Annotated in this window: 4 protein-coding genes and 1 pseudogene; all 5 read left to right on the top strand. The window is 72.4% G+C overall.

The genetic code is table 11. The features are described from left to right. A partial coding sequence (locus DKL51_RS13005) for an amidohydrolase family protein (protein WP_148097781.1) occupies positions 1-991 on the top strand: 991 nt, incomplete at its 5' end. Next, on the top strand, positions 988-2,553 hold the full coding sequence (kamD, locus tag DKL51_RS13010; RefSeq protein ID WP_109946909.1) for a lysine 5,6-aminomutase subunit alpha: 1,566 nt from the start codon (positions 988-990) through the stop codon (positions 2,551-2,553). The genes DKL51_RS13005 and kamD, both read left to right, overlap by 4 nt. Next, entirely contained in the window at positions 2,550-3,347 is a 798-nt protein-coding gene (gene kamE, locus DKL51_RS13015; protein WP_109946908.1) for a lysine 5,6-aminomutase subunit beta, read from the top strand. Before kamD ends, kamE begins: the two co-directional genes overlap by 4 nt. Next, positions 3,344-3,736, top strand: coding sequence for a 3-aminobutyryl-CoA ammonia lyase (kal, locus tag DKL51_RS13020; protein WP_109966064.1), 393 nt, complete (start codon positions 3,344-3,346; stop codon positions 3,734-3,736). The genes kamE and kal overlap by 4 nt, the downstream gene beginning before the upstream one ends. Further along, a pseudogene (locus DKL51_RS13025) lies at positions 3,733-4,696 on the top strand (glutamate mutase L); the annotation flags it as partial. The gene kal and the pseudogene DKL51_RS13025, both read left to right, overlap by 4 nt. Positions 4,697-5,004: the final 308 nt, after the last annotated feature.

Raw genomic sequence — 5,004 nt, forward strand, 5'->3', positions numbered from 1 at the left:
GGTGGCGTTGCGGCACGCGGCGTCGCTGGGCATCGCCGCGGTGCACGAGTGCGGCGGGCCGGAGATCTCCGACGAGGAGGACTTCACCGGCCTGCTGGGGATCTCCGGTGCCGGGGTTCCGGAGGTGTACGGCTACTGGGGTGAGCTGCTGGGCGCGGCGCGGGCCCGGGAACTGGGCGCGGTGGGCGCCGGTGGGGACCTGTTCGCCGACGGGGCGTTGGGGTCGCGGACGGCGCACGTGTCGGCGGCGTACCGGGATTCCGAGTCGGGGTCGTGCGGGCACGGGTACCTGAGCGCCGATCAGGTTCGGGATCATCTGCTGGACTGCGCGGCGCACGGTCTGCAGGGCGGGTTCCACGCGATCGGCGACGCGGCGATCACCACCGTGCTGGAGGGGTTCGCGGCGGCGGCGGAGAAGCTGGGTGTGGACCGGCTGCGGGCGGCCCGGCACCGGGTGGAGCACGCGGAGATCATGAACAAGCGGTTGATCGCCGGGTTCGTGGAGTACGGGATCGTGGCGAGCATGCAGCCGGCGTTCGACCGGCTGTGGGGCGGCGCGGGTCGGATGTACGAGTCGCGGCTGGGGTTGGACCGGTCGTTGGAGTCGAACCCGATGGGTGCGATGCATTCGGTCGGGGTGGCGTTGGCGTTCGGGTCGGATTCGCCGGTGACGCCGCTGGACCCGTGGGGTTCGGTGCGGGCGGCGGCGGCGCACCACAACCCCGTGCAGCGGATGAGTGTGCGGGCGGCGTTCGCGGCGCACACCCGCGGCGGGTGGCGGGCGGTGCACCTGGACAACGAGGGTGTCCTCGCGCTGGGGGCGCCGGCGACGTTCGCGGTGTGGTCGACCCCGGCGGGTGTGGACCGTGGGCTGCCGGTGCTGCTGGCCGAGGACCCGGAGCTGCGGGGCGCGGACGATCCGACGCCGCTGCCGGTGTGCCGGGCGACGGTGCTGCGGGGTGACGTGATCTATGAGGAAGGGTCTTCGTGACAGGGAAGCTTGACCTGGATCCGGCGCTGGTGGCGCGGGCGCGGGAGTTGGCGCGCCGCGCCGGGCAGCCGGTGGTGGATCTGGCGCGCAGCCACACCACCGTGTCGGTGGAGCGGGCGGTGCTGCGGCTGGCCGGGGTGACCGGCGCGGACCCGGACGGCATTCCGTGGGTGAACCGCCTGGTGGACGCGGTGGTCGCCGACACCGGCCTGGGGCACGGGGTGACACTGCCGGTGTTCGACGCCCTCGCGCGGGAGCAGATCACCGACGTGACGTTGCTGGCGCAGAAGGCGGCCGCCGGGTCGGTGCGGTTCCAGCAGCCGACCGGGAAGGCGGCCACCGCGGCGCGGAAGGCCGCCCGCAAGGCGGTCGCCGCCGGTGTCCGGCAGATTGACCGGCGCCGGGCCGAGCGGGACCGGCTGGTCAAGCGGTACGGGGACCCGAAGCAGCGGCCGTGGATCTACCTGATCGTGGCCACCGGTGACATCTACGAGGACATACCGCAGGCGCAGGCCGCGGCGCGGGCCGGCGCGGACGTCATCGCGGTGATCCGCTCCACCGGCCAGTCGCTGCTGGACTACGTGCCCGAGGGGGCGACCCGGGAGGGTTTCGCCGGCACGTACGCCACGCAGGAGAACTTCCGGCTGATGCGGGCGGCCCTCGATGAGTCGTCGCGGGAGCTGGGCCGGTACGTGCGGCTGACGAACTACGCGTCGGGTCTGTGCATGCCGGAGATGGCGGCCCTGGCGGGTCTGGAGCGTCTGGACATGATGCTCAACGACTCGATGTACGGGATCCTGTTCCGCGACATCAACCCGATCCGCACGTTCGTCGACCAGCGGTTCTCCCGGCAGGTGCACGCCCGGGCGGGGATCATCATCAACACCGGTGAGGACAACTACCTCACCACCGCCGACGCCGTCGACGAGGCGCACACGGTGACGGTGTCGCAGCTGCTCAACGAGTACTTCGCGCATGAGGCGGGGCTGGCCGACTGGCAGCTGGGGCTGGGGCACGCGTTCGAGATCAACCCGGATCTGCCGGAGTCGTTCCGGCTGGAGCTGGCGCACGCGCTGCTGGCCCGGGAGTTGTTCCCCGACGCGCCGCTGAAGTGGATGCCGCCGACGAAGCACATGACCGGTGACGTGTTCCGCGGCAACCTGCTCGACGGGTTCTTCAACCTGGTCGGCACCATGACCGGGCAGGGCATCCTGCTGGTCGGCATGATGACCGAGGCGGTGGTGACGCCGTGGCTGTCCGACCGGGACATCGCCCTGCAGAACGTGCGCTACGTGCTCGGTGCGGCCGGTGGGCTGCACGAGGACTTCGTGCCCGCGCCGGGCGGGTTCATCCAGCAGCGTGCCAACCGGGTCCTCGGCGAGGCGGTGGACCTGTTGGAGCGCATCGGTGACCAGTCGCTGCTGACCGCGATCGCCGAGGGCACCTTCGGGATCATGAAGCGGCCCGCGGACCGGGGCAAGGGCCTCGACGGGGTGGCGAAGCACGAGGCCGACTACTACAACCCGGCGTCGGACCTGCTCGAGGAGGGACTGACCCGATGAGCAGCGAGGAGCGCAGCGCCTTCCATGGGCACCAGGTGGAGCCGGGGGACAAGCGCATCGTGCGTCCGTACGGTGACACCAGCGGCGACGGGATGGTGCAGATCAGTTTCACCCTGCCGGTGCCGCACACGAAGCGGGCCGAGGGCGCGGCGCTGCAACTGGCCGGGAAGATGGGCATCGATCCGGCGATGCTGGTGCACGCCAAGCCCATCGGGGACACGTTCACGTTCTTCGTCGTCTACGGGCGGGTCAACCACCTGGTGGACATGTCTAAGGTGCAGGTGGTGGAACGGGACTTCCCGCTGCTGTCGGCCAAGGAGGTCAACGCGGTGGTGAAGCAGAAGTTGCGGCGCAAGCTGTCCGTGGTGGGGGCGTGCATCGGCACCGACGCGCACACCGTCGGCATCGACGCGATCCTCAACGTCAAGGGCATCGCCGGCGAGAAGGGTCTGGAGTACTACCGGGAGCTGAAGGTCACCAACCTGGGCGCGCAGGTCAGCGTGCCGGAGCTGGTGGAGGCGGCCCGGGCGGAGAAGGCCGACGCGGTGCTGGTGTCGCAGGTGGTGACGCAGCGCGACGCGCACCTGCACAACACGCGGGAGATGTCCGCGGCGTTCCGGGAGGCGATGCCGGCGGGGAAGCGGCCGCTGCTGATCGTCGGCGGGCCGCGGTTCGACGAGACGATGACCGAGGAGCTGGGCGTGGACCGGATCTTCGGCCGGGGCACCACCCCGGGTGAGGTCGCCAGCTACGTGGTCCACGCCCTGATCACGAACAAGAAGGCGAAGGTATGAGTGATTCCCGGGTCGGTCTGACCGTGACGCACCGGCGGTATGTGCCGTACTCGCACGCCCACTACGCGGGGAACCTGGTCGACGGGGCGTACGCGCTGGGGCTGTTCGGGGACGTCGCCACCGAGGTGTGCATCCGCACCGACGGTGACGAGGGGCTGTTCGCCTCCTATTCGGACGTGCAGTTCAAGGCGCCGATGAAGGCCGGTGACGTGCTGGAGGTGGTGGCGACGGTGAGCCGGGTGGGCACCCGCAGCCGCACCATCGACTTCGTTGCGCGGGTGGTGTGCCGGGGCCGCCCCGACAAGAGCGAGTCCGCCGCGGAGGTGCTCGCGGAGCCGATCGTGGCGGTCACCGCGACCGGCACGGTGGTCGTACCGCCGGCGGCGTGAACGTCGCGGTCTGCGCCGACGTCGGGTCGACGTACACGAAGGCGGCGGTGCTGGACCTCGACGCGGGCGCGCTGGTCGCGGCCGCGTCGGCGCCCACCACCGTCGGCACCGACGTGCTGCACGGCCTGGACGCGGCGGTCGCGGCGGCCATCGCCGGGCTCGGGGTCCGTGACGTGCCGTGGTACGTCTGCTCGTCCGCCGGCGGCGGCCTGCGGCTGGCCGTCATCGGCTACGAGCACCTCGTCACCGCGCAGGCGGGGCGGCGCGTCGGACTGTCCGCCGGGGCGAACGTGGTGCACGTGGCGGCCGGACGGCTCGGCGCCGCCGAACTGACCGCGCTGCGCGCCGCCCGCCCGGATGTGGTCCTGCTGGTCGGCGGCACCGACGGCGGTGACGCGGAGACGCTGACCCATAACGCCACCCGGCTGGCGAAGGCCCGCTGGCGGGTGCCGGTCGTGCTCGCCGGCAACGCCGACGTCCGCGACGACCTGCACGCCCTGCTCGCCGACGCGCGGGTGCCGGTGACCGTGGCGGACAACGTGCTGCCGCGCATCGGGGTGCTCGCCCCCGCGTCGGCGCGGGCGGCCATCCGGGAGGTGTTCCTGCGGCACGTCATCGGCGGTAAGAAGCTGTCCCGCGGCGGCCGGTTCGCCCGGCTCGTGCGGGCGGCCACCCCCGACGCGGTGCTGACCGGGGTGGAGGTCCTCGCCGACACCCTCGGCGGGGATCTGGCCGTCGTCGACGTCGGCGGCGCCACCACCGACGTGTACTCGGTGCTCACCCCCGACGAGCGGGACAGCGGCCCCGGCCGGGAGGTCGCCGGCACGCTGTGGCGGGCCCGCACCGTCGAGGGGGACCTGGGCGTGCGGTGGAGCGCGCCCGGCGTGGTCCGGGCAGCCGCCGAGGAACGTCTCCTCGCCCCCGGGGAGCAGGACGACCTGGCCGCCGCGGCGGAGCTGGTCGCCGGCAACCCGCAGCTGCGCGCGGTCACCCCGGACGGTGACGTGGTCGGGGCGTACGCGGCGGCCGGCGGGTCGGCCAAGGCGCCCAGCTACATCGAGGTGCAGGCGGCCGTCGAGGAGGCCCGGGCGAACCGGCTCACCGCCGAACGGACCAGCGCCGAACTGCGCGAGCAGCTCGTCGAGGCGCGGGCCGAGGTGGCCGCCGCGAAGGAGGCGGTGCAGCACGCCGCCGCCGCCAAGCGGGAGGCGGAGAGCCTGTCCCTTATACACATCTGACGCTGCCGACGATCGCATAAGTGTAGAACT

This window comes from Micromonospora globispora (assembly GCF_003857015.1).
GTDB lineage: Bacteria > Actinomycetota > Actinomycetes > Mycobacteriales > Micromonosporaceae > Micromonospora > Micromonospora globispora.

Excerpts from the sequence above, each read along its gene's own strand:
- kamE (WP_109946908.1), top strand. The coding sequence starts at position 2,550 with ATGAGCAGCGAGGAGCGCAGCGCCTTCCATGGGCACCAGGTGGAGCCG.
- kal (WP_109966064.1), top strand. The coding sequence starts at position 3,344 with ATGAGTGATTCCCGGGTCGGTCTGACCGTGACGCACCGGCGGTATGTG.